Annotated in this window: 16 protein-coding genes and 1 pseudogene; 6 read left to right on the top strand and 11 right to left on the bottom strand. The window is 60.6% G+C overall.

The features are described from left to right. The first annotated feature begins 15 nt into the window (after nucleotides 1–15). The 3 genes from MSKU9_RS08110 to MSKU9_RS08100 are packed head-to-tail and all read left to right on the top strand — an operon-like array spanning nucleotide 16 to nucleotide 5918. Nucleotides 16–687, top strand: a complete 672-nt coding sequence (locus MSKU9_RS08110; protein ID WP_141260791.1) for an SGNH/GDSL hydrolase family protein — start codon at nucleotides 16–18, stop codon at nucleotides 685–687. A 28-nt stretch (nucleotides 688–715) separates the two neighbouring features. Then, nucleotides 716–1930, top strand: coding sequence for an acyltransferase family protein (locus MSKU9_RS08105; protein ID WP_227000897.1), 1215 nt, complete (start codon nucleotides 716–718; stop codon nucleotides 1928–1930). A 7-nt stretch (nucleotides 1931–1937) separates the two neighbouring features. Further along, a complete protein-coding gene (locus MSKU9_RS08100; RefSeq protein ID WP_141260790.1) occupies nucleotides 1938–5918 on the top strand; it encodes a cellulose biosynthesis protein BcsC in 3981 nt (1326 codons plus the stop codon). Between the two features lie 954 nt (nucleotides 5919–6872). Here MSKU9_RS08100 and MSKU9_RS08090 read toward each other — a convergent pair. From MSKU9_RS08090 to hmpA, 10 genes and pseudogenes are all read right to left on the bottom strand, one after another. Continuing rightward, nucleotides 6873–7442 (bottom strand): hypothetical protein, encoded by a 570-nt coding sequence (locus MSKU9_RS08090; protein ID WP_227002408.1) that lies wholly within the window; start codon nucleotides 7440–7442, stop codon nucleotides 6873–6875. A gap of 197 nt (nucleotides 7443–7639) precedes the next feature. Then, nucleotides 7640–8464: a copper resistance protein B gene (locus MSKU9_RS08085; protein ID WP_141260788.1), complete on the bottom strand. Its 825-nt coding sequence runs from the start codon at nucleotides 8462–8464 to the stop codon at nucleotides 7640–7642. Beyond that, nucleotides 8461–10347, bottom strand: coding sequence for a copper resistance system multicopper oxidase (locus MSKU9_RS08080; protein ID WP_141260787.1), 1887 nt, complete (start codon nucleotides 10345–10347; stop codon nucleotides 8461–8463). Before MSKU9_RS08080 ends, MSKU9_RS08085 begins: the two co-directional genes overlap by 4 nt. A gap of 60 nt (nucleotides 10348–10407) precedes the next feature. Beyond that, entirely contained in the window at nucleotides 10408–10791 is a 384-nt protein-coding gene (locus tag MSKU9_RS08075; protein WP_141260786.1) for a hypothetical protein, read from the bottom strand. 280 nt (nucleotides 10792–11071) lie between these two features. Continuing rightward, entirely contained in the window at nucleotides 11072–11410 is a 339-nt protein-coding gene (locus MSKU9_RS08070; protein ID WP_141260785.1) for a metal-sensitive transcriptional regulator, read from the bottom strand. Nucleotides 11411–11487: 77 nt separating this feature from the next. Next, complete coding sequence (locus MSKU9_RS08065; protein ID WP_141260784.1) at nucleotides 11488–13860, bottom strand: heavy metal translocating P-type ATPase; 2373 nt, start codon at nucleotides 13858–13860, stop codon at nucleotides 11488–11490. A 70-nt stretch (nucleotides 13861–13930) separates the two neighbouring features. Further along, entirely contained in the window at nucleotides 13931–15553 is a 1623-nt protein-coding gene (locus tag MSKU9_RS08060; protein WP_141260818.1) for an ABC-F family ATP-binding cassette domain-containing protein, read from the bottom strand. 258 nt (nucleotides 15554–15811) lie between these two features. Beyond that, complete coding sequence (locus MSKU9_RS08055) at nucleotides 15812–16507, bottom strand: glutathione S-transferase family protein (protein ID WP_162853805.1); 696 nt, start codon at nucleotides 16505–16507, stop codon at nucleotides 15812–15814. Between the two features lie 251 nt (nucleotides 16508–16758). Further along, a pseudogene (locus MSKU9_RS08050) lies at nucleotides 16759–17127 on the bottom strand (DUF488 domain-containing protein). A gap of 2 nt (nucleotides 17128–17129) precedes the next feature. Continuing rightward, entirely contained in the window at nucleotides 17130–18341 is a 1212-nt protein-coding gene (gene hmpA, locus MSKU9_RS08045; RefSeq protein WP_141260783.1) for an NO-inducible flavohemoprotein, read from the bottom strand. Between the two features lie 202 nt (nucleotides 18342–18543). Here hmpA and MSKU9_RS08040 point away from each other — a divergent pair, with 202 nt between their 5' ends. Both MSKU9_RS08040 and MSKU9_RS08035 read left to right on the top strand, forming a co-directional pair. After that, nucleotides 18544–18885 carry a cupredoxin domain-containing protein gene (locus MSKU9_RS08040; RefSeq protein WP_193557659.1) on the top strand — a complete coding sequence of 114 codons (342 nt, stop codon included), beginning with the start codon at nucleotides 18544–18546 and terminating at the stop codon, nucleotides 18883–18885. A gap of 3 nt (nucleotides 18886–18888) precedes the next feature. Then, the gene (locus tag MSKU9_RS08035; RefSeq protein WP_141260782.1) at nucleotides 18889–19707 is read left to right on the top strand and encodes an FTR1 family iron permease; all 819 of its coding nucleotides are present in this window, start codon (nucleotides 18889–18891) and stop codon (nucleotides 19705–19707) included. Nucleotides 19708–19712: 5 nt separating this feature from the next. Here MSKU9_RS08035 and MSKU9_RS08030 read toward each other — a convergent pair whose 3' ends face one another. Further along, entirely contained in the window at nucleotides 19713–20816 is a 1104-nt protein-coding gene (locus tag MSKU9_RS08030; protein ID WP_141260781.1) for a glycerophosphodiester phosphodiesterase family protein, read from the bottom strand. A 619-nt stretch (nucleotides 20817–21435) separates the two neighbouring features. On the opposite strand from MSKU9_RS08030, the gene MSKU9_RS08025 reads away from it, so the two are divergent. Then, nucleotides 21436–22059, top strand: a complete 624-nt coding sequence (locus MSKU9_RS08025) for a sorbitol dehydrogenase family protein (RefSeq protein ID WP_141260780.1) — start codon at nucleotides 21436–21438, stop codon at nucleotides 22057–22059. Nucleotides 22060–22201: the final 142 nt, after the last annotated feature.

Raw genomic sequence — 22201 nt, 5'->3', positions numbered from 1 at the left:
ACGGAGACAGAACAGATGAGTGCCCTTCTCGCAGGCCTGACCCTGCTGATTATTGGCGACAGTCATGTTACCTACAAAGACACGCTCCTGTCCGTGCTGCCAGATGAATTCACCAGGCAGGGGGCAAAGGTCGTGACGTACGGGGTCTGTTCATCGACCGCCGCCGACTGGGTCGTGCCCAATCCCAACAATGGCTGTGGTGCCGCCGAACGTGTGGGGGATGCACCGATCGGTGCGCCCGACATGAAGCCTGCTTCCCCGCCGCCGATCAATTCACTGATCGAAAAATGGCACCCCAACGTGGTCATGGTGGTTATGGGCGACACGATGGCGGCGTATGGCCAGAATGCAGTGTCCAGGGACTGGGTGGATGAACAGGTCAAGACCCTGACCTATGCCATTGGCAAGACGGCCTGCATCTGGGTCGGTCCGACGTGGGGGCAGTTCAGCCCGCGTTATGGCAAGACCGACCAGCGTGCAACGGAAATGGCGACGTTCCTCAAGGGCGAGGTCGCGCCGTGCACGTATGTCGATGGTACGGCACTGCTCAGGCAGGGTAGCGTGAAGACGACTGATGGCATTCATGCCACTGCCGAAAGCTACAAGATATGGGGGGATGCGATCGTGCAGGCGACGCTGCCCGAACTTGAGAAGCTGAAGGACGCGCCGCCAGTGGCCGCGCAATAGGCCTATCCTGACGTGGTGGCGGCCCGGGATGCCGGGTGCCCGCCGCTTTGCCCGAGACTGGCGCAAGCCGTGGAAAGTATTGATGCTGCAACTTGAACCCATTCAGCCCGCACCCGGTCGCTGGCGTACCATTGTGGAAAAGGATTTTTTCCCCAGGAACCGTCGGCGCGACGTCGATGGCCTGCGGGGACTGGCCGTTGTCCTTGTGGTGCTGTTTCATGCGGGATGGCTGAAGGGCGGGTTTATCGGTGTCGATATTTTCGTGGTGATATCAGGCTATTTCATGGGCCGTTCTGCGCTCATGCAGCACCCGTTCCAGCCGGTGCGCTTCGTGTGCCGCAGGTTGTACCGCCTGCTGCCGGCGCTTCTGTGCATGATTGCAGTGACCTCGGCGGGAATGCTGTGGTGGGTATTGCAGAGCGATCGCGCCGATATCGCGAGCAATGGTGCATATGCGCTGGTGTACCTGTCCAATATCTGGGCGGCGGGACATGTCGGGTATTTTCAGGGGCAGGCCATGGCCTACCCGTTCCTGCATACATGGTCGCTGTCGCTGGAAATGCAGTTCTACGCCATCATTTTCGTCGTGGCACTGCTGCTGCCGGTGATACGGCACCGCAGGCTGCTGCTCCTGTCTGTGTTCACTGCCTCCGCAGCGTACTGCGCGCTGGCATGGTACTGGGGTGACGGGCAGGCCTATTATACCATTTTCGCCCGGCTGTGGCAGTTTCTGCTGGGCACGATGATCTGGATGCTGCCCCGCCTGCGACTGTCGTGTGGTGTTGCCAACCTTGTCTATGCCGTGGCCCTTGCGGTCATCGTGGGATCGGGGCTGTTCTATCCCCGCAGCTTTGCCTGTCCATCCTACATGGCAGTGTTTCCGTGTATCGCAGTCGCGGTCATCATCATGCTGCCTGACACGAAAGTGGGGCAAAGGTGGCTTGTGCCGCTGTCACCGCTGGGGGTGATTTCGTATTCCGTCTATCTGTGGCACTGGCCGGGTATTGTCGTGGCGAATTATCTGCTGTTCTTTCAGGTACATGGTGCCGTGATGGCGGGTGTACTGGCGCTGGTCACGGTGGTCAGCCTGCTGAGCTATGTTTTTGTCGAGCGGCCCGCCCTTGATTACGAGGACAGGGTTAGCGTCGCTGTCCGTAACCGTGGCGCGGGCCTGCTGGTGGGTGGGTGCCTGGGGCTTGCGGTTGTTCTCGCCTTTATTTCCCATGTGTCCCGTGTCCATTAGGCGTGACATGACACGACCGCCCGGGCGCGATCTGCGTGACGGAGTGGCATGGCGTTTCGCGCCGGCTTCATGGGTGCTGGTACGCGGCGACATGCTGGGCTACCCGCGCATGCGTGAAAGCGGGCTGCGGCTGGCCTGCGCCATGATGGCGGGTCTCATCCTGTCATGTGGAAGTGTCAACGCGCAGGACGCTCATATGGCGATAACGGGTACCCCCCCCGATGCGCCGGTGACTGTTCCGGCCACCGGAGATGCTGTAGCAGGAACCCCGGCGCAGCCCGTTTCCCCTGCCGAAGCGCAGTTCACATCCACCATGGCGAGCAGTGCGCATCTGGCGCATGCAGCGGCTGTGCTGGAACTGCTGCTCAATCAGGGGTATTACTGGCTGGGCCAGCATAATCTGGGCAAGGCGCACGAGACGATCCAGCGCGCGCTGTCGATTGAACCGGACAATACCGTGGCCCTGTTCCTGCAGGGCCGACTGCAGATGGCCGAGGGCAGGTCCGCCCAGGCCAGGCACACGCTGGAGATTCTGGAGCGTATGGATGGGTCGGAGGGACTGGCCTCCGACCTGAAGGCGCAGATTCAGGCCGGGCCGATAGATCCGCAGGCCCTGGCAGAAGCACGCGCGCTGGCGGCATCAGGCAAGATGATGCCCGCGATGCTGAAGTACAGGGCAATATTCAGGAATGGTGCCCCGCCGCCTGATCTCGCGCTGGAATATTACCGTGTGCTCGGGGCGACCGTCCTTGGCTATCAGGAAGCGCGCACCGGGCTGGCGGCGTGGGTGGCGCGCAACCCGCGTGACATTGATGCGCGGCTGTGCCTTGACCAGATCCTGACTTATCGCGTTACCTCGCGGCAGGAAGGCCTGGACGGGTTGCGTGCGCTTGCGCAATCCGATGTGTCAGCCCAGATCCGCAATGACGCGGTTGCGGCATGGCGTGATGCGTTGCTATGGGAGCCGATTACCGGGGAGAGCATCCCGCTCTATAAGGAATGGCTGGGCCGCCATCCCGATGATACGGAGTTCACGGTACGCCTGCAAAAGGCTCAGGAAATGCAGGCCGACATTGATGCCACCAATTTCCGCCAGCACGGTTATGCACTGCTGGCGCGGCATAGCCTTGATGCGGCAGCGGTTGAATTCCGTCGCGCCGTGGCCGCCAGCCCCCATGATGCCGATGCGCTGGGCGGCCTGGGGCTGGTGGCCCTGGCCCGTCAGCAGCCGGCGCTGGCGCGGCAGTATTTCCTGCAGGCCATACAGGCCGATCCGGCAGCCGCGCCGCACTGGCGCGCGACGCTGAAGGCGATAGAGGCGGGTGGCACGGGCATGGACCCGTTGGTGGCGCGTATCGTGCAGGCCATCAATACCGGACATTACGACACGGCGCGTACCGACCTTGCCACCCTTGGCCGCCGTCCGGGCAATACGCTGACCGTACTGTCGCTGCAGGCGCTGCTCGAACGCAGCCAGGGAAACATGGACGAGGCCGAACGGCTGTATCGTGAAGTCGTGCGCCGCGCGCCGCGTAATGCCGAGGCATTGTTCAACCTCGGCATGCTGGAGGTGCAGACAGGTGGCGGCTCGGGAATGGACACGATCATTGCCCGCCTTGACCAGATGAACCCGGCGCTGGCGCGGCGGCTGGCTGTTGCCGCGCTGTCCGCGCAGGCTGACCGGGCGAAGGACAGTGACGGGCGCATTACGCTGCTGCGCCGTGCGCATGCACTGGAACCGAATGACCCGTGGATACGGCTCAAGCTGGCGCACGCGCTTGATGACGCGGGTGACCATGTGGCGGCGCAGGCCCTGATGGATGACCTGACCATGCCACGCACGGCATCCCCCGAGGCGCTGCAGGCGGGCATTATCTACGCCATGGGCCGCCATGACATGGCGACTGCCAACGCGCTGCTGGAACGCCTGCCCAGAACCGGTCGCACGCCGGGCATGGACAGCGTGGCCGAACTGATTGCGCTGGACCGGCGCATAGCCGAACTCAACCACCCGCCTGCCGCGGATAACGCAGCCATTCTGGCATTGGCTGACCGGCCTGATCCTACGGGTGAGCGCGGCATGCGTATCGCCGCCGCCCTGTTGTCGCGGCATGCGCCACAGGACGCGCGCCAGGCGCTGGCGCGTGAGGAAAGTCTGACGCAACCGCCGCATGCAGCCCAGATGCTGGCCTATGCGGGGATGTACCTGCGCATGCGTTCGTCCTTTGACACGACACGTTGCCTTGATGTCTTTGACACCATGGCAAAGGCCCATCCCGCCGATATCACGTTCGAACAGACACGTGCGCGTGACCAGATCGCGATTGGCCTTGCGGTCATGACTGCCGACAGTTTCGACCGTTATGGCCAGACGGCGCAGGCGGCACAGGTGCTGGCTCCCGTGTTGCGCGCCCACCCGGATTCCGTCGAGGCCCATCTGGCCATGGGCCGTGTGTACCAGACCCGGAACATGGCCGTGCGCGCGCTGGAGGAGGACGAGATCGCGCTGCGGCTGAAGCCCACAGACATTTATGCGCTGGCCGCAGCCGCGCGTGACGCCGGTGGATCCCATCATCTGGCGCAGGCCAGGGACTATGCCACACGGCTGGCCCATGAGGACCCCGACGGCCCGATGAGCTGGGAAGTCCGTTCCGACATTGAACGGATCGAGGGTAATTCGCGTGCGCAGCTGGTGGATGTGGAACATGCCCGGCATGCCCAGTGCAGCCTTGATGGGGAAGGGGAGTGTGGCGGGCATGAAAGCTTCCTGCCCGATTACCGCTGGCCCTACATCGACAGTGAATATCTCGACCTGCATGGCGCGACCCTTCCGGCGAGCTACCATTACATCCCCGAGGACGACAGCCCCGAGGCAATGGACCGGCAGATCGTCTACCTGCGTGATTCCATCTCGCCGCAGTTCGACGCCAATACCTACGCGCGCAGCCGCACGGGGGTTGCAGGGCTGGGGCAGCTTACGGAATTCGCCATACCCATCACCGCTACCCTGCCGTTTGAATCGTGGGAACACCGGCTGTCATTTTCCGTGACGCCAACGTTGCTGTTCACGGGCGACCCGCTGAACAACGCCTATTCCGCCCATCAGTTCGGGACGGTTGCGGTCAATGGCGCGCAGCCATGGGGTTATCACCATTATTACACGCAGGGCGTGGGGCTGAGCCTGAATTACGTCAATCACTGGTTCTCGGCCGATGTGGGGTCTTCCCCGCTTGGCTTCCCCATCACCAATGTGGTGGGCGGCCTGGAATTCGCCCCGCGCCTGACCCGCAACCTGGGCCTGCGCATAAGTGGCGGGCGGCGGATGGTGACTGACAGCGAACTATCCTATGCGGGGGAACGTGATCCGGGCACGGGCAAACTGTGGGGCGGGGTGACGCGCCTGTTTGGACATGGCGCGCTGGAATGGTCCGCGCCGGGATGGAATGCATATGCGGGTGGTGGTTTCGCCTATCTCAGTGGGACCAACGTCATAGGCAATACCGAGACCGAGGCCGGTGCGGGCGGCAGCGCCACCGTATGGCAGTGGCATGACCGACAGTGGCTGCGTGTGGGCCTGGATCTCATGTATTTCGGGTATAAGCGTAATGCCTACTTCTTTACATGGGGGCAGGGTGGATACTTCTCGCCCCAGCAGTATTACGGTGCCATGATACCAGTAGAATGGTCGGGACATAACAGGCGCTGGACGTGGTTCCTGCGCGGGGAAGCGGGATACCAGTACTACCACAGCAACGGCGCGCCGTATTTCCCGACCAGCAATGTGCTGCAGGCCAGGGGCAATGAAAACCAGCCCAGCTATTATGGTGATGAAGGGGCAAGCGGCCTTGCGGGCAATATGCGCGGGCGGCTTGTCTATCAGGTCGATCACCGGCTGCGCGTGGGGCTGGAAGGCGGCTACAGCCGCGCGGGCAGCTGGTCGGAGGCCAGTGGCATGTGGATGGCACACTACACCCTTGATGGTCAGTAGCGGCATTATCCTTCAGTGCCGGGATGCCTGCACGGTCCCATCACCTTTTGGTAAGGGCGTGACATGAACATGCGCGGACAGGTTGCAGCTATCCTTACGGGTATCGTTGCGCCATTGCTTCCGGCACACGCGCTGGTGGCGGGATGTAGAACGGCATTGTCATAGCCGACCATGCCCGCCACCAGCGGAGACGCAGGCATTTGCCGCGTCCGCAGCCGTGGCAGGGGATTACATGCCACAGTTGCGTGCTGTCTGTATCGCCATTGGTGATAGCGGCACCGAAGGTTTCCGCGTGTATGATGGCCGTAACTGGCCTTACCTCATGCAGCGTTTCGCGCGTTGGCAGAGTTACGATTTCGCAGTGTGTCAGGGGCAACGACGCGGCAGAAGCTGGACAGGCTGCCCGCTGTCGAGAGCGTGGTCCATGGTGCCGTGCACAAGGTAGCTGTTGTCTTTGGCGGCTATAATGACCACCTGCCTGCCTACAATATTTCTGCTACTGAAACGGTGTGTAACCTGGCACTGATTGTCAGTCGCCTGAAGGCAGCAGGGTATACTGTCGCCATTATTGACGAAGCCCAGACCGGTGGCCCCCCGTGCAGCCATTTACGACGCCAACTGACACCATCATCGATCTTTTCGCCTCCGGGCAGTCCCTTGCCAACGTTCTTGATCACCAGACATGGGCCCCAGATACAACGCATGCCAACCAGCAGGGACATGAGATAATGGCGAAATATGTATGGGATCGCATCGGGCCCCTGCTTAGTAAATAAATGATCTCATGACACGGTGATAAATTAACGTATTCCGGCACATGGGAAGAAATGCTGTCGATGTCTGATCGGGACAATCACGGATTGTTCTAAATAAAACTTCTGGACGCCGCCTTTTTTCAAAAAGACGGCGTTTTCTGAAGCTCTTTGAAAAAAGCTTTACCAAAGACTTTTATTTTCAGAAGGGCCGGGACGTAATCCGCCGCGCAGGGGACGGTGTCGTATCCACCGCCGGGGTCAGGTCCTGTGCCTGCGTGGCTGGTGTCTGCCGGTTTGTGGCGGGGGTCAGCCTCGCGGTACAGGTGGCATCGCCACGGGTTGCAACCTGAAAGACGGGGGCAGAATTGCCGTTGCTGGTGCTGGTCACTGTCTGGCTGCACGGGATGCCATTGCTGCCCCATGATATGGTCGTGACGCTCTGGTACATGCTGCCCTGTCCGTGAGCGTTACGGGTATCAAGGGCAGGAGTAGGCAGGGCGGCAACCGGGCTGGACATCGTCTGGTCCATAAGATGCATCATCTGCTGCTGCCGTGCTTCCATCGCGGCGAATTCACGATCCATCATCTGGTCGATCGCATCGAATGCGGGGCGCGCTGCGACCTGTCGGGGAACAATGATGTCCACCGTGTGCCCGCTGGCATCAATAACCGTGAGCGTCTGGGCCAGTGCCGGGTGCGTGGCAAGGCTACCCCCAATCAGTGCGGTGGCAAGGGCGCGGAGCGTGCCTGTTCTGACAGATTTACACATAGGCATTTTCCCAATCCTCCATCAGGAAAAAATCATGGGTATGGTTTTACACGACCATGAAGGGTCCCTGGCTGCATCCTGATACGTGAAAGGATCAGGCCCTTCCCGGACACAGGATACATCCATGAATCAGAATATAGGGGCTGGAATACGCCGCGACAATTCCCTTCGTCACGCTGCGTAGACCCCGAGGTGGATCAGAACCAGCTTCGAATGCCAAAGGTAAAGCGTAGCGCTCCTGTCTCCTCGTGCTGGTCATGCACGATCCTGCGGGCCTGTGTCAGGTACCCGGCATAGGATACCGCGACGTATGGTGCGAATTTGCGCCAGACTTCATACCGCAGGCGCAGTCCCGCATCGACATCCGACAGGCCCGCGCCAACCTGCCGCGCGGGATCGGACTTGGTATAGAGGTTGAATTCCGCCTGTGGCTGCAGGATCAGCCGGTTGGTCAGAAGGAAGTCATACGATCCTTCAATCCGGGTGGCGAACCGTCCGCGGTCGCTGACATAGGCGGTGGCCTGAAATTCGAATTCATACAGCGCCAGTCCCTGTACCCCCAGTGCGCCCCATGTGCGCGTCGGCCCGTCGTCAATATCCGCGCGCACACCACCCTGCACATTGAAATAGGACGAAATCGCGCGGCTGTACAGCAGTTCATGGTCCCCGTCATGCAGGTGGCCGTGTTCAAGTGTGCCTTCGGTTTTGAGCCAGACCCGGTTGTAATCCGTGCCGTACCATGCTTCGCCATCCCAGCGGAAATCCGAACCACCGGGGGCGTACCGTCCCTCGAATTCATCAAGGATACCATGAAAATAGCTGGCATGGTCCATGACCGGTTTCATGTTGCCCAGATATACGACCGGTGTGGATGACGGGGCATCAGCCGCGTGGTAAGCGGGCTTCGTATTCTGTGTTGTCGTCGTCGTGGCAGTGGCGGAGGGGACCTGCGCCAGCGCAGGCGTGCCCGTGATGCACGTGATGCAGCCTGTCAGGGCTGCCAGAAGAGATACGTACCTCATGCCACGATGACCGTGCGGAACATGCCCAGTTCCATATGCAGCATAAGGTGGCAGTGATACGCCCACATGCCCGGCACATCGACCGTGACAAGATAGCTCAGCCGTGATCCCGGTTGTGAGATGAGGGTATGTTTGTAGGGGCGGTAGTCACCCTGGCCATTTTCCAGTTCGCTCCACATGCCATGCAGGTGGATGGGGTGTTCCATCATGGTATCGTTGATGAGTGTGAAGCGCACCCGTTCACCCAGTTTCAGGCGGATTGGCCCGGATTCAGAAAACTTCCGGCCATTGAAGCCCCATATGTAGCGTTCCATGTTGCCGGTCAGGTGCATGATGATTTCGCGCGATGGCGGGCGCGGGTCGGTACCGGGGCGGGTTGCGCGCAACTGTCGGTAATTCAGCACGCGGCGCCCATTGTCTTCCAGCCCGTCACCGGGGCTGCCCAGACGGTCCACTGGCATTCTGGCGACATTCTGGTTTTCGACATTGATGGGAGGAGGACCGGGATCATCCACTTCCATAACCGGCGTTGCGGGCGTGGCATGGTCCATGTGGTCCATGTGGTCCATGTGGTCCATGTGGTCCATGTGGTCCATGTGGTCCATGTGGTCCATGTGGTCCATGTTCCCATTGTCCATGTCTGACATGTCCATGCCGTCCATCGGGGCATCTTTTTTCGACATGCCGGGCATATCCATACCCTTCATATCTTTCATGTCCTGCCCCGGTTTCATGTCGCCCATCCCCATGTCGACCATGGTGCGTACCGGGCGCGGGTCCATGGGGGGGATGGGACCGGTCATGCCGGGCTGCGGGGCCAGCGTGCCACGGGCGTAGCCGGTGCGGTCCTCGCTCTGGGCAAAGATCGTATAGGCCCGGCTGTCGCGCGGCTGGATGATTACGTCATAGGTTTCGGCTACACCGATGCGGAATTCATCCACCGGCACGGGTTCGACATCATTGCCATCCGCCTGCACCACCAGCATTTCCAGACCGGGTATGCGTATGTCGAAAAACGTCATGGAGGCCGCGTTGACAAACCGCAGCCTTACCCGTTCCCCGGGAGTAAACAGGCCGCTCCAGTTCATGTCCGGCGCATGCCCGTTCAGCAGGTAGGTGTAGATGATGCCCGTGACATCGGAAATATCGGTCGCGGCCATGCGCATGCGTGACCATTGCAGCCGGTCCTTCAGCGCCGCGCCGACGCTGCCCGCCATCCGGGCCTCATGCGGCAGGGACGCCAGCGTGCGTTGCCGGAAAACATAATAATCATCCTGCATCTTGAGGTTATTGATCATGTCCATGGGGGACACGTCGGTCCATTCGGACAGTACGACGACATAATCCCGCACGCATGCATTCGGGTCGGGACGACGGGGGTCAATGATGATGGCGCCGTACAGACCCTGCGCTTCCTGCATGCCGGAATGGCTGTGGTACCAGTAGGTTCCGCTCTGCTGGACGGGAAAACGGTAGGTAAAGGTTTCACCGGGGGGAATGCCGGTAAAGCTCAGTCCTGGTACGCCGTCCATGTTGGCGGGCAGGCGGATGCCGTGCCAGTGGATGGAGGTCTCCTCATCACGCAGCGTATTGGTGACGTTCAGGGTCACGTTATCCCCCTCCTGCCAGCGCAGGACGGGACCGGGCACGTTCCCGCCGATACAGGGGGCGTGCAGGACCTTGCGGTCGATTTCGATACGCCTGCGACCGACATGCAGGTTCCATGTCGCACTGGCTGCGGCAGGTACCGTGCCCGGAGCGATGGTTGTGACGGGGCTGGCGGAAGCGGGTACGGGCAGGGCGGCAAGCAGCCCACCCGCCCCCATACCCGTGACGAAACGGCGACGTGTCAGGCCGTCCCGCGTGCGAGAGGCATTGGACATATGGAAAATTCCGGAAACAGGGCAGTTACACCCCACCATCCCGACGGGGTGGCGGGCACATTATACGCCTGATGGCGCCTGGCTGTTCCGGGATTTGGGGGGGCGCAAGGGGCGCAGCCAGTCACCGCCAGTCAGGCGGGCCTGCGGATGGGGCAGGTAGGACTGCGTGCCAGCCCCGGGTTGCGGGGGCAGCAGGGTGGCGGGTGGGGATGGCATGTCAGTAGAACTGACATGGACATGGCAGCACTGGCCTTCCTTATGGTGCATGTGCGCCATGTGGGTCAGTTGTGCCGGTGTCATGCAGTGGGGGGAGGTCGTGACGGTGCAGGGCACCATGGCATCGTGTGTCTGCGCAATGGCAGGAAAGGACGCAACCAGCAGCCCGGTCTGCATAAGCAGCCAGGCCAGCAGGCCAATCCAGATCCGGCCATGTGTCCTGATCATTCAGGGCTCCCATGCACAGGCAAGTCGCATAACAAAACGTGTCCGCATAATACCCATGGGGGGCATAAAGAAAAGGGTTTTTCCGCGCATTGGCGCAGGTGTTACAGGACAGGTGCCTGTTTTGTGCGTGTACGTATCGGGAGGCATTTCAAAAAACTGCCCAGGCAACATCCGGCAAACCATAAAGATTTTGGATGCCGCTTTTTTTTAAAGCAGTGTTTTCTGAAGTTTTTTGAGGAGAGTTTCACCAAAAACGTTTATTTTATTTATCGGTTTTCCATCAGCGGATCAGTTTGCGCACGATCCCCAGCATTTCCTCGATCGCCTCATCCCCGCCATCGTCCATGACGGACTGACGTACGCAGCCTTTGGCATGGGTGGACAGGATCTGGATGGCGACACCGTCAAGTGCCGATTTTACCGCTGAAATCTGGGTCAGGATGTCGACGCAGTAACGGTCGTCCTCGATCATGTTCAGCACGCCGCCCACCTGTCCCTCAATCCGGCGGACACGGTTGATCAGGGCCTTCTTGTGCGGCTGCTCCACTTTCCTGTCGGTGGGGGGGGCGCAATGCGCGCAGCCTTCCATCGATGTCACCAGTTCGTCCTGTCGAGCCATGCGCGCCTTCTTCGATTTTATGCTGTCATGTCCATATCAGCGTACCATAAGCCGTGACATATGCCTACGGCGCTGGATCAGGTCTGCCTGTGCGGTTTCCAGCGGTTGAGCAGCAGGGAATTGCTGACAACCGATACCGAACTCATGGCCATGGCCGCCCCCGCCACGATCGGGTTGAGCAGCCCGAACGCCGCCAGCGGCAGGCCCAGGATATTATAGATGAAAGCGAAAAACAGGTTCTGCCGGATCTTGGACAGTGTGGCGCGCGACAGGGAAATGGCATCCAGCACGCTGGTCAACTCGCTTTTCATCAACACGATATCCGCCGTATCCAGCGCGATGGCTGCTCCCGCGCCAATGGCGAAGCCTACATCGGCGGCCGCCAGTGCCGGGGCGTCATTGATCCCGTCACCCACCATGCCAACCACGCCGCCCTGATCGTGGCAGGTCCTGACCGCCTGCGCCTTGTCACCGGGCAGGACGCCCGCCATGAAGTCATCCACGCCCGCCTGTTTCGCCACGATGGCGGCACTGCGCGGGTTGTCGCCTGTCAGCATCATGACCCGGATGCCGGCAGCCTTCAGCGCGCTTACGGTGCGTATGGCGTCAGGCCGCAGGCGGTCCAACAGGGCAATATGGCCAATCGGCTGTCCATTGGCCGTAACGGCGATGACGGTTTTGCCTTCCTGTTCCAGCCGGGTGGTCACGGTGTCATCGGGTGCAATGCCATGATCGGCCATGAAACGGGGGGAGCCAAGGCATGCCGGTGCGCCATCAATCATGGCCGTCACCCCCATGCCGGGCATGGCGTGAAAATCGCTTACCGGTAGCGGTGAGATGCCCGCCGCCGTGGCATGATCGACAATGGCGCGGGCCAGCGGGTGTTCGGAATCCTGTTCCAGCGCACAGGCGATGGCAAGCAGCCTGCCGGTGTCAATTCCCGGCCCGGGCACCACGTCACTGACGGTGGGACGGCCTTCGGTCAGGGTGCCGGTCTTGTCCATGATGATGGTGGTCAGTTTCTGTGCGCGTTCCAGTGCATCCGCATTGCGGAACAGGATGCCACAGCGCGCGCCCAGTCCCGTGCCCACCATGATGGCCGTAGGCGTTGCAAGTCCCAGCGAGCAGGGGCAGGCGATGACCAGTACCGACACGGCGGAAACAAGGCTCCATGTCGCATTGCCCGTCACCAGCCAGCCCATCATGAACGTAGCCAGTGCAATGGCGATGACCGTGGGCACGAAGATATTCGATATCCGGTCCACCAGTCGCTGCACGTGCGCTTTTGACCCCTGCGCCTGTTCGACCATTTTCACGATATGCGCCAGCGCCGTGTCATGTCCCACGCCGGTAGCGGTGGCGCGCAGCATGCCATTGGTATTGATGGTGCCACCGAAAACCCGGCTTCCTGCCTGTTTCAGCGTCGGCATGCTTTCACCCGTCAGCATGGCTTCGTTGACTTCGGATGCGCCTTCGCGCACCAGTCCGTCCACCGGGACGCTTTCGCCCGGACGCACCACGAATATGTCGCCCACGCGCACATCCGCCACAGGACGATCCACCATCGCGCCATTGACCAGGACATGCGCAAGCGGGGGCTGTAGTTTCAGCAGGCTTTCCAGCCCGGCACTGGTCCGGTCGCGCGCGCGGGCCTCCATAAGCCTGCCGAGCGAGATCAGGGTGATGATCGCGACACTGGCCTCGAAATACAGCGGCTGGTGCAGATGGGCGATTACGACAGTCGCGCTGAAGAAATACGCGATACTGGTGCCCATCACCACCAGCACGTCCATGTTCGCACCGCCACCGCGCAGGGCATTCCACGCACGTTGGTACAGGTGCCGCGCGCCGTAAAACTGTACCACGCCCGCCAGTACAAGCTGCAGCCAGCCGGGCATCATGTACATGGCACCAAATGGCATCAGAACCATCTGCGCAAAAAACGGCAGCGACAGGATCAGCAGCAGCACGAAATGGGCACGTTCCGCACGCCATGCGGCAAGACGGCGGGCATGCGTGTCATCGGGCATGCCGTCATTTACCAGTGATGCGCCAAAACCGGCTTTTTCAATACGGGCAATGAAGGTATCCCCATCCGCAATGCCGGGCACGAACACGATATGTGCCCGTTCGGTGGCAAGGTTTACGCTGGCCTGCGTCAGGGGCAGGCGGTTGAGGATCTTTTCAATACGTGCGGCACAGGCGGCGCACGACATGCCTGAGATTGCCAGGTCCACGCTGCTTTCATCCACCGTGAAACCGGCCTTGCGGATGGCGGCGACAACCGCATTGATCGTGGCGACGGATGTATCCAGCACCACCTGCACACGCTGGGTGGCGAAATTGACGCTGGCGTGCACGCCGTCCTGACGGTTGAGGATCTTTTCAATACGCGCGGCGCAGGCGGAACATGACATGCCGCCCACGGGGAAATTCAGGGTCTGGGACACTGTGGCACTCCTTCGCGTATTGATCCTGATTTATACCCCCCTATGGTATTTTCAAGTGACGCGCCCGTGATCAGGCATGCAGCCCCGGTGCTTCCTGCCCGGTGCGGGCGACATATTCGCTATAGCCGCCATCATACTGGTGGATGCCATCAGGTGTCAGTTCCAGCACCCGGTTGGACAGCGCGGACAGGAAGTGCCGGTCATGGGATACAAACAGCATCGTGCCCTCGTACTGGGCCAGCGCGTTGATGAGCATTTCCTTGGTTGCGATGTCCAGATGGTTGGTCGGCTCATCCAGCACAAGGAAATTGGGCGGGTCAAACAGCATCAGCGCCATGACCAGCCGCGCCTTTTCGCCCCCCGACAGCACGCGGCAGCTTTTCTCCACCTCATCCCCTGAAAAGCCGAAGCTGCCCGCAAGGGCGCGCAGCGATCCCTGGCTGGCCAATGGGAAGGCGTCGTCCAGTGTTTCGAACACTGTGCGGCTTTCATCCAGCAGGTCCATGGCGTGCTGGGCGAAATAGCCCATCTTCACGCTGCCCCCCAGTGTGACCGTGCCCGCATCGGGTTGCGTTGTGCCTGTCACCAGCTTGAGCAGTGTGGACTTGCCAGCGCCATTGACGCCAAGGATGCAGCACCGCTCCCTGCGGCGGACCAGCAGGTCAAGGTTGTGGTAAATGACGCGTTCGCCATACCGTTTGTCCACGCCGCGCAGCTTGACTACGTCCTCGCCCGATCGGGGGGCGGGCGGGAAATCGAAACTCAGCGCCTGTCGCCGCTTGGGTGGTTCGACGCGATCGATCTTTTCCAGCTTTTTTACACGGCTCTGCACCTGTGCCGCGTGGGAGGCACGGGCCTTGAAGCGTTCGATAAAACTGATTTCCTTGGCCAGTGCCGCCTGCTGGCGGTCGAACTGGGCCTGTTGCTGTTTTTCGTTCTGGGCGCGCTGCTGTTCATAGAACTCATAATCGCCGGAAAAACTGGTCAGGCTGCCGCCATCAATCTCGATCACCTTGTTGATGACACGGTTCATGAAAGCCCGGTCATGCGATGTCATGAGCAGTGCGCCATCATAACCCGCCAGAAACTGTTCCAGCCAGATCAGGCTTTCAAGGTCGAGATGGTTGCTCGGTTCATCCAGCAGCATGACATCAGGCCGCATGAGCAGGATGCGCGCAAGGGCCACGCGCATTTTCCACCCGCCCGACAGTCGGCCCACATCACCATCCATCATGTCCTGACTGAAGCCAAGGCCGTGCAGCACCTCGCGCGCCTTGCTGTCCAGCGCGTAACCGCCCAGCTCCTCAAAACGGGCCTGTACCTCGCCAAAGCGTTCGAGGATGCTGTCAAGCTGGTCCATCTGTTCGGGGTCGGCCATGGCCGCTTCCAGTTCAGACAGTTCAGCCGCGATTTCGGACACAGCGCCCGCGCCATCCATGACTTCGGCCACGGCGCTGCGTCCGGCCATTTCACCGACATCCTGACTGAAAAAGCCGATGGTGGCCCCGCGATCAATCAGGATATTGCCCTCATCAGGTTCGTCCTGTCCCGTAATCATGCGGAACAGCGTGGTCTTGCCCGCCCCGTTGGGGCCGACCAGACCGATCTTCTCCCCCTTCTGCAGGGCGGCCGAGGCTTCGATAAAGACCAGGCGCTGGCCGTTATGCTTGGTGATGTTATCAAGACGAATCATGGAACCTCGGGCGGATGGGATTGCCCGCGCACTTACTACGAACGTGCGCTCAGCGTAAACCATGACCCAACCGGCACTGAAAGATCGTCTTGAAATAAACAATTGATAAAAAATACAAAATTTTCTGGTGCCGCCTTTTTTCAAAAAGGCGGCGTTCTGTGAGGCTTTTTGGAAAAAGCTTCACCAAAAACGTCTTTTGAGTTTTAGGGTGCCGTCATGATCTGACTGTTTCAAACAGGCATGAGGGATGAAAGCTGGTCAGGATGCGGGACTGTTCCCGGCATTGGCATAGGCGTATTTCCCGCCCCGAAGCAGGGCGCGCTGATAGGCGGGACGGTCATGGATACGGTGCAGGAACGCCGCCACATGGGGCCGCCCGTTCGTGGCCCCTGCGCGTGCGGCGGCGGTTTCAAGGGGGAAGCTCATCTGGATGTCGGCGGCGGTAAGGTCATTGGCCGCTAACCATTCACTCTCCGACAGGCTGCGTTCCCAGTAATCCATATGCAGCTTGACCTGCGGGCTGATGAATTTCGCCTGTGCCCCGCAGGCAATCAGGAAGGCGAAGGGACGTAGTGGCAGGGGCGCGCGTTTGGGCAGCAACCCGAATATCAGCTTGAGCAGCAGCGGCGGCATGGCGGAACCTTCCGCATAATGCAGCCAGTATATGAAGCGGATGTATTCGGGTGTGCCGCGCGCAGGAGCCAGTCGGCCATCGCCGTATTTATCAATGATGTATTCGATAATCGCCCCGCTTTCTGCCAGCGTCACGTTCCCGTCCGTATCCGTTATGACCGGGGCCTTGCCCAGCGGGTGGATGGTGCGCAAGGATTTCGGGGCCATCATGGTCCTGGGGTCGCGTTTGTAAAACCGGATATCGTAGGGAATTTCCAGTTCCTCCAGCAGCCACAGGATCCGTTGTGAACGCGAATTGTCCAGATGATGCACGGTAATCATGATACGTGGTCCTTTCAGCAGGTGATGCAGACCCACCCGACAGGCCCGTCGTGATGGGCAGCCAGCGGCACAGGAATAATGTGCCGGTCAGGGCGGCGCCGATGTTCTGCTAAGGAACGCCCGTGGTTTTGGTTCCCCTGCCGTCACGTGATGGCGTGGCATATGCACACGAAAAAAAGCATGTTCCCGCGACCTGTCGGGTCGGGAAACATGCCTTCTGTCATGGTGGCACAGGAAAGTGGCGCGGTGGTTCAGGCTGTATGGTCCAGCAGGTGACGCAGGCAGGCTGCCAGCACAGCCGCCTCGTTATGCTGCGTGTCACGCGCGTCATACAGCAGGGTGAGGGGCCTGCGCGCGCCATGTCCAGCAATTGCTGCATCGTCTGGGGACTGGCCTGCAGTTCCGCGATATAGCGTTCCTGAAATCCGTCCCATCGCGCCGAGGCGCGCCTGAACCACTGGCGCAGTCCGGTGCCGGGGGGCGATATCCCTCAGTCATGGCGTCAGGTCTGCGCGTTGTTTGCTGACCCCACGGGGCCACAGCCGGTCCACCAGCACGCGACTGCCATTATCGGGTTCGGACGGGTCATAAACGCGCCTGACGCGGATGGTGTGCGCCATGGCTATCCGGCCAGTGTTGAATCCGCCGCCGAGCCGAAGAACTCATACCGGATCTGACTTTCGGGCACGCCCGTCGCCTTCAGCGTGGCGATGGTATCGCGCATGAAACCGTCGGGACCACAGATGTACCAGGTCGCGGCCCGGTCGATTTCCTGCGCAAGCCATGGCTGTGTCATGCGGCCTGCATGGGTGGTGACGCCCGTGGCGTGCTGCGACGCCTGCGGTGTTGCCCGACTGTAGAATATATCAGCGCACAGCAGACCCCTGTCCGCAAGGTCACGGATATAGGGGCCAAAGGCTTCTGTCGCGGGGGTGCGGGTGATGTGGATGTAGCGCACGGGTGCTTTGGCCGTTCCTGCCCCCAGCGCGCCCAGCATGGAAATGAAAGGGGTCAGGCCAACGCCCGCGCTGAGGAACACGATGGAGGTTGGGGTCGGGTTGCCCAGCGTGAAATCACCCGCCGGGGCGGAAACCTGCAGCACCGTGCCTTCCTTCACACGGTCATGCAGCCAGTCGGAGACCACGCCATTGTCGATACGGCGCACGCTGATACGGTAGGACCGGGAACCGGGTGCAGAGGAAATGCTGTAGTTGCGGCGTTCAGACCCATGCCCCGGCACGTCAAGGCGGAAGCTGAGATATTGCCCCGGCACATGGTGCATGACGGGTTTCCCGTCTTCGGGCGTCAGTTCGAACGAGGTGACGGTTTCACTTTCTTCCACGCGGCGGCTGACACGGAAGGGACGCCAGCCAACCCAGCCACCGGGGGCCGCGGCATGGGCCACGTAAATCTGTTCTTCCCGTCCGATCAGGATTTCAGCGAGAAACCAGTAGGCCTTGCCCCATGCATCCATGATCTCGGGGGTGGCGGCATCTCCCAGTACGTGGGCGATGGCGCCCAGCAGGGCATCGGCAACATATGGGTAGTGTTCAGGCAGGATGTTCAGCCCGACATGCTTTTCCGCAATCCGTTCGACCGCACCGGCCATGGCGCCGAGGTTGTCGATGTTGCGGGCATAGGCCAGCACTGCAAGCGCCAGCGCCTTTGGCTGTTCCCCGTCCTTCTGGTGCGAAATGTTGAACAGATCGCGAATATCTGGATTGGCCAGCAGCCGACGGTACATTTCCGTCGTGATCGTCAGGCCGTGCGCTTCCAGTGCGGGTACGCAGGCCTTGATGATGCTGCGGGTCTTGTCATCCAGGGGCGATGCCATGTGTGAGATCCTTTAAGATGTATAATATCCACACCTTTATTGTCATCCAAAAAGATGTCAACAATATATATCTTTTTTGACGCACATATCCCTTATGCATGATCCGTATTGCTGGGGAAGATGTACTGGCATGCGGGCTGGCGGGTATAATTGACAGTGATAATAAATCGCATAACATGCGCCCGTTATTGGAGTGTGCCGTATGCGTTACGTAATCGTTCTGTCATGTGCCTGGCTTGCGGCGCTCGTGCTTGCACCGGCAGCAAGGGCGATGGATCCCGTGCATCTGGAGGTAAAGGACCACCATTTCACCCCCGACCATATTACGGTCCCGGCGGGACAGCGCTTCCTGATCGTGCTGGATAATCATGATGACACGACGGATGAATTCGAAAGCTACGACCTGAAATTCGAGAAGATCGTGGTCTCGGGCGGCACGATCACCGTGCATGCGGGTCCGCTGCATCCCGGGACCTACAAGTTCTTTGACGACTACCACCCCGACCAGGCAACGGGCACCGTTACCGTGACACAGGAGCCCTGAAACATGCTGGGAAGTCTGCTGATCGTCTTTCGTGAGGTCATGGAAGCGGGACTGATTGTCGGTATCGTGCTGGCGGCGACACAGGGTATTCCGGGGCGTGGACGCTGGGTTGCCGGTGGCATTGCGGCGGGTGTCGCGGGGGCCGCGATTGTGGCCGTATTCGCCGGCAGCCTGTCCGCGGCCCTGTCTGGTAACGGGCAGGACGTGTTTTCCGCTACCATCCTGTGTATCGCGGTGTTGATGCTGGGCTGGCATACGGTGTGGATGACCCGTCACGGACGCGAAATGGCGGGCGAGATGAAGACACTGGGGGCGGAGGTCGTGTCTGGTGAACGCTCGCTGGCCGCCATGTCCGTTGTCGTGGCTGTCGCCGTGTTGCGCGAAGGGGTGGAGGTCGTGCTGTTCCTGTATGGCATCGCGGTTTCGACCCATTCGGGACCGATGGCCATGCTGACCGGCGGCGCGCTGGGCATTGCGGCGGGGGCGGCGCTGTCGTGGCTGCTATACCGGGGGCTGATCGTCATTCCGCTCAGTCGCCTGTTCAGTGTGACGGGACTGCTGATCGCCTTTCTCGCGGCGGGCATGGCCAGTCAGGCAGCGGGCCTGCTGGCGGGGGATGACCTGATCCCCGCCCTTGGTTACGAGGTCTGGGATACATCGTGGCTGCTGTCCGATGGCAGCATGATCGGACGTGCGGCCAAGGCGCTGCTGGGTTATTCCGACCGGCCCATGGGGGTGCAGGTCATGACATGGGCGGTGACGCTGGCGGTCATGATCATCGCGACCCGTCTTGTGCGCAGGCAGCCTGCCGCCCGCGGCTGATGGGGTTAGCCGCGCAGGGCAAGCCGACCGATGGCGGGATCATCGGTAAAGAAACCATCCAGCCCCAGATCCAGATAATGCCGGATTTCCGCGATTGATCCCTGCGGGTTGCGGGCGTTGTCCCCCGCGTCATTGCGCAGGTGCGTGGGCAGGAAACGGTTTTCGGGCCGGAAAGTATAGGAATGTACCAGCAGGCCCGCGCGATGCGCGTCCTCTATCAGTGATGTCGGCGCACGCCATGCGCCGGTTGCATCACGCGGTATGATGTCCGCATTGGATGGGCCGATCACATCCGCATATTCCCGCACGCGGTGTAAACCGTCAGTGGTCATGAGATCACCAAAGGTAAGCGGTGTGGCGGTGCCTGCCATGTCGGGAACGTGTTCTGTCCGTTCCCCCATCAGCAGCATGAGGCGTGTCTGCGGGTTGATGGCCTGAACCCTTCCGCGAAGCTGGCGCAGGGGTGTTATTTCAAAGGACTGGACCTCCAGCGGGCAGTAGCGGGTGTATTCATGCGCCGCGATGGTGCGCAGGAATGTTTCTTCCGGCTTAAAGCCAAGCTGGTGGAAGTGGGTGGCGTTCTTGATTTCGGGTATCAGCCCGATCATGCGGCCACGGGTAGCGGCTTCGGCTGCCACGAAATCGATTATTTCCTCGAACGTCGGAATGTCGAAATGCCCGTCATAGCGCGTGTTGGCCGCGCGTATGTCGGGCAGTCGTTCACGCGCGCGCAGGGTCTTGAGCTCAGCCAGTGTGAAATCCGTGGTGAACCAGCCGGTTAAGGTTGCGCCGTCAATAATCTGCGTACGTCGGCGTTCGGCGAATTCCGGGTGGCTGCCGACATCCGTGGTGTTGGTAATGTGGCTTTCGTGACGGGCAACCAGCACGCCATCCTGTGTCGGCACAAGGTCGGGTTCGATGTAATCGGCCCCATCGGCGATTGCCCTGGCATAGGCGGCCAGCGTGTGTTCGGGACGCAGGGCGGATGCGCCACGATGCGCCATGACGCAGGGCAGGGGCACAAGTGCGGCGGCGGCGAAAGCCTGGCGTGTTGTCATGACCGCCATGCCCGACAGGGCGCCCGTCATGGTCTGTCTGCGTGTCAGCATGGATCCTGTTCCGGCCTGTTGCGGGGCAACAGTCAGGGAAGATCACGTGCAGCGCAATGGGATTTCCAACGTCATGGGCGGATGGCTCCGTGCCGGGTGCCGCTAGCGGGATGCCTTCGTCGCGGATAGGCATAATCGGGGGGAGGGATATTGTCGCGGTGGTTAAATCCCTTGCTGCGGGAAGAGACTGCATATTGACGGTTCGGGCCTGAGTAAATGGCGCAGGCATGTCAATACATGATGTTTCATGTCTTGGGATTGCAGGAACATTGTCGCGGACAAGTAATGATGTGGGATATATGCATGTTTATCGTGTCCCGTGGGGTATCGTTCCTGCCGTGGTGGCGTTCCGCATGGGATGGCGTAAATGATACGTGACCGACTATGCCGTGTGTGGCGTATCAAATCGTGCGGATATGTTTGCAAAACATGTCTGTATAGCGGTTTCGCCGCTTTTACTCGCTGAACGTGAAGCTGCTATACGTTAAGCTGGGAGTATAAAAGGTTGCGGACCCGGCGTAAGTGGCGGTATCGGTGGTGCCATTATTGCATCCTGCATGGTCATGCCTGTTTTTTCCGGCATTCCTGCTGGACCAACATGCATGAGAGGCGACGCCAGATGGCTGCAGACCAGCCCAGTTTTCCCACCAGTATTCACCTGTCCACCCCCAATGCCATACGGATGAACCGCGCGCTGCGCATGTCACGTCGTGACATGCTGCTGGGTGTGATGGGGGCCGCCGCCGTGGTGCTGGGCGCGGACCGGGGCGTTGCCGCTACCCCGGAGGCAGGGGCGGAAGATGCGGTCGCGCCGCTGTTCCTTGCCCTGTCGCACCGCCTGACCGACCGGGACGCGCTTGATGCCCGTATCAGCAACGCGCTGTACGCCCGCATCACCAAGGCAAATCCTGAACGCCGGGACCAGATACAGAAGCTGCATGACCTGATGGCGGGCGGCAAATTCGACAGCGCGCGTGCGCTGGCCACTGCGGCCGAACATAGCGACCCCGTATTCAAGGATGTCATTCATGACATCATGACAGGCTGGTACCGTGGCGTTGCGGATGAAAAGGTGGTCGTGTACCGCTCCGCGCTGATGTTCGACATCACCAAGGATGCCATCTATCCCAAGACCTACGCTGCGGGCGGGCCGTTCTACTGGACCCAGACCCCACCGGAAGTGGCCGTTCCAACTGGCGAACCTGCCCTTTCGCCTTCGAAATTCGTTGTAGAACCCACCTGATATCCGGAGCATCCTCCATGCCTTCCGAACAAGATCTTTCCGCTGACGTCGTGATCGTCGGATCCGAGACTGTGTAGAATTTTGTGCGGTGCCATTTTTTCAGGCCATTGGGAACCGCTCATCGAACATGATAGCGAGCTGG

This window comes from Komagataeibacter diospyri (assembly GCF_006538165.1).
GTDB lineage: Bacteria > Pseudomonadota > Alphaproteobacteria > Acetobacterales > Acetobacteraceae > Komagataeibacter > Komagataeibacter diospyri.
Note: the sequence above shows the minus strand (reverse complement) of the source record. Positions and strands in the feature narration are given on the sequence as shown.

Excerpts from the sequence above, each read along its gene's own strand:
- MSKU9_RS08110 (WP_141260791.1), top strand. The coding sequence starts at position 16 with ATGAGTGCCCTTCTCGCAGGCCTGACCCTGCTGATTATTGGCGACAGT.
- MSKU9_RS08105 (WP_227000897.1), top strand. The coding sequence starts at position 716 with ATGCCGGGTGCCCGCCGCTTTGCCCGAGACTGGCGCAAGCCGTGGAAA.
- MSKU9_RS08100 (WP_141260790.1), top strand. The coding sequence starts at position 1,938 with ATGACACGACCGCCCGGGCGCGATCTGCGTGACGGAGTGGCATGGCGT.
- MSKU9_RS08090 (WP_227002408.1), bottom strand. The coding sequence starts at position 7,442 with ATGTGTAAATCTGTCAGAACAGGCACGCTCCGCGCCCTTGCCACCGCA.
- MSKU9_RS08085 (WP_141260788.1), bottom strand. The coding sequence starts at position 8,464 with ATGAGGTACGTATCTCTTCTGGCAGCCCTGACAGGCTGCATCACGTGC.
- MSKU9_RS08080 (WP_141260787.1), bottom strand. The coding sequence starts at position 10,347 with ATGTCCAATGCCTCTCGCACGCGGGACGGCCTGACACGTCGCCGTTTC.
- MSKU9_RS08075 (WP_141260786.1), bottom strand. The coding sequence starts at position 10,791 with ATGATCAGGACACATGGCCGGATCTGGATTGGCCTGCTGGCCTGGCTG.
- MSKU9_RS08070 (WP_141260785.1), bottom strand. The coding sequence starts at position 11,410 with ATGGCTCGACAGGACGAACTGGTGACATCGATGGAAGGCTGCGCGCAT.
- MSKU9_RS08060 (WP_141260818.1), bottom strand. The coding sequence starts at position 15,553 with ATGATTCGTCTTGATAACATCACCAAGCATAACGGCCAGCGCCTGGTC.
- MSKU9_RS08055 (WP_162853805.1), bottom strand. The coding sequence starts at position 16,507 with ATGATTACCGTGCATCATCTGGACAATTCGCGTTCACAACGGATCCTG.
- hmpA (WP_141260783.1), bottom strand. The coding sequence starts at position 18,341 with ATGGCATCGCCCCTGGATGACAAGACCCGCAGCATCATCAAGGCCTGC.
- MSKU9_RS08040 (WP_193557659.1), top strand. The coding sequence starts at position 18,544 with ATGCGTTACGTAATCGTTCTGTCATGTGCCTGGCTTGCGGCGCTCGTG.
- MSKU9_RS08035 (WP_141260782.1), top strand. The coding sequence starts at position 18,889 with ATGCTGGGAAGTCTGCTGATCGTCTTTCGTGAGGTCATGGAAGCGGGA.
- MSKU9_RS08030 (WP_141260781.1), bottom strand. The coding sequence starts at position 20,816 with ATGCTGACACGCAGACAGACCATGACGGGCGCCCTGTCGGGCATGGCG.
- MSKU9_RS08025 (WP_141260780.1), top strand. The coding sequence starts at position 21,436 with ATGGCTGCAGACCAGCCCAGTTTTCCCACCAGTATTCACCTGTCCACC.